We start from the raw sequence: 2,350 nt of genomic DNA, 5'->3' as shown, positions 1-2,350 counted from the left end.
CGTCGATGTCGCGTCCGGGGCCGCCGTCCCGTCCAGGCCCACGCAGGCCACGATTCCGCCGTCCGCCGCCCGGGTGCGCCGCAGGCTCGCCAGGTTGGGCGCCCAGCGCGGTCCCGCTATGAACCCGGTACTGGAACCACTGATCAAGACGGTCCGCAACACGCATCCGAAGGCGGACCTCCGGCTCATCGAGCGCGCCTACGACGTGGCCGCGCACTACCACCGGCACCAGAAGCGCAAGAGCGGTGACCCGTACATCACCCATCCGCTCGCGGTCGCCACGATCCTCGCCGAGCTCGGCATGAACACCGAGACGCTCTGCGCCGCGCTGCTGCACGACACCGTCGAGGACACCCCCTACACCCTCGACCAGCTGAGCGCCGAGTTCGGCGACGAGATCGCCGCCCTGGTCGACGGGGTCACCAAGCTCGACAAGGTCAAGTACGGGGAGGCCGCGGAGGCCGAGACCGTCCGCAAGATGGTCGTGGCGATGTCCCGCGACATCCGCGTCCTGGTGATCAAGCTCGGCGACCGGCTGCACAACATGCGCACGCTGCGCTACATGCCGCGGCACAAGCAGGAGAAGAAGGCCCGCGAGACCCTGGAGGTGTTCGCGCCGCTCGCGCACCGCCTCGGGATGAACACGCTGAAGTGGGAGCTGGAGGACCTCGCGTTCGCCACGCTGTACCCCAAGCGGTTCGACGAGATCGCCCGCCTGGTGTCCGAGCGCGCCCCGCGCCGCGACGTCTACCTGCAGGAAGTGATCGAGAACGTCTCCACCGACCTGCGCGAGGCCCGGATCAAGGCCACCGTGACCGGCCGGCCCAAGCACTACTACTCGATCTACCAGAAGATGATCGCGCGGGACGTCAGCTTCGACGACATCTACGACCTGGTCGGCATCCGGGTCCTCGTCGACAGCGTCCGCGACTGCTACGCCGCCCTCGGCTCGATCCACGCGCGATGGAACCCGGTCCCCGGCCGGTTCAAGGACTACATCGCGATGCCGAAGTTCAACATGTACCAGTCGCTGCACACGACGGTGATCGGCCCGGAGGGCAAGCCCGTCGAGCTGCAGATCCGCACCTGGGGCATGCACCGCCGCGCCGAGTACGGCGTCGCCGCGCACTGGAAGTACAAGGAGGAGACGGTCGGCGGCCGCAAGGCCGGTGACATGCAGTGGCTGCGCCAGCTCCTCGACTGGCAGAAGGAGACCGCCGACCCGGCCGAGTTCCTGGAGTCGCTGCGCTTCGACCTGTCGGTGTCCGAGGTGTTCGTGTTCACGCCGAAGGGCGACGTGATCGCGCTGCCGCAGGGCGCCACCCCCGTCGACTTCGCCTACGCGATCCACACCGAGGTCGGGCACCGATGTATCGGCGCCCGCGTCAACGGCCGCCTCGTCCCCCTCGAATCGACCCTCGACAACGGCGACACCGTCGAGGTCTTCACCTCCAAGTCGCCGGACGCGGGCCCGAGCCGCGACTGGCTCGGCTTCGTCAAGAGCGCCCGCGCCCGCAACAAGATCAAGCACTGGTTCTCCAAGGAGCGCCGCGACACCGCGATCGAGTCCGGCAAGGACGCCATCGCCCGCGCCATGCGCAAGCAGAACATGCCGCTCCAGCGGATGATGTCCGGCGAGGCCCTCCTCGCCCTCGCCCGGGACATGCGCTACCCGGACGTGTCGTCCCTGTACGCGGCCGTGGGCGAGAGCCAGGTCTCCGCGCAGCACGTCGTGCAGCGCCTCGTGGACGCCCTCGGCGGTGTGGAGAGCGCCGAGGAGGACCTCGCCGAGATCGCGCTGCCGACGCGCCGCAAGCGCAGCCGCCCCGCCGGCGACCCGGGCGTCGTCGTCGCCGACGACCCGGACGTGTGGATCCGGCTGTCGCGCTGCTGCACCCCGGTCCCCGGCGACGACATCGTCGGTTTCGTGACCCGCGGCCACGGCGTCTCCGTCCACCGCTCCGACTGCGCCAACGTCGAGAGCCTGAGGTCGCAGCCCGACCGCCTGATCGACGTCAAGTGGTCCCCGGGCGAGGACTCGGTCTTCCTCGTCGCGATCCAGGTGGAGGCGCTCGACCGCCCCCGCCTGCTGTCGGACGTGACCCGCGTCCTGTCCGACCAGCACGTCAACATCCTGTCGGCGTCGGTCACCACGACCCGCGACCGCGTCGCCGTCAGCCGGTTCACCTTCGAGATGGGCGACCCGAAGCACCTCGGCCACGTCCTGAAGGCCGTCCGCTCCATCGACGGCGTCTACGACGTCTCCTGGCCGAGCGGTTCGAGGGGCACCGCACGCATCTGAAGGCCGTCGCCTATCGGATGCTGGGCTCGCTCGCGGAGGCCGACGACG

Annotated in this window: 1 protein-coding gene; it reads left to right on the top strand. The window is 69.7% G+C overall.

The genetic code is table 11. From position 1 onward, the window contains the following. The first annotated feature begins 118 nt into the window (after window positions 1-118). On the top strand, window positions 119-2,302 hold the full coding sequence (locus tag AB0C69_RS41310) for a bifunctional (p)ppGpp synthetase/guanosine-3',5'-bis(diphosphate) 3'-pyrophosphohydrolase (RefSeq protein WP_360362171.1): 2,184 nt from the start codon (window positions 119-121) through the stop codon (window positions 2,300-2,302). Window positions 2,303-2,350 lie beyond the last annotated feature (48 nt).

It is taken from the genome of Actinomadura sp. NPDC048032, assembly GCF_040653175.1.
GTDB lineage: Bacteria > Actinomycetota > Actinomycetes > Streptosporangiales > Streptosporangiaceae > Spirillospora > Spirillospora verrucosospora.
This window is presented reverse-complemented; position numbering and strand designations above follow the sequence as displayed.

Coding starts and splice junctions, on each gene's coding strand:
- AB0C69_RS41310 (WP_360362171.1), top strand. CDS start 119: ATGAACCCGGTACTGGAACCACTGATCAAGACGGTCCGCAACACGCAT.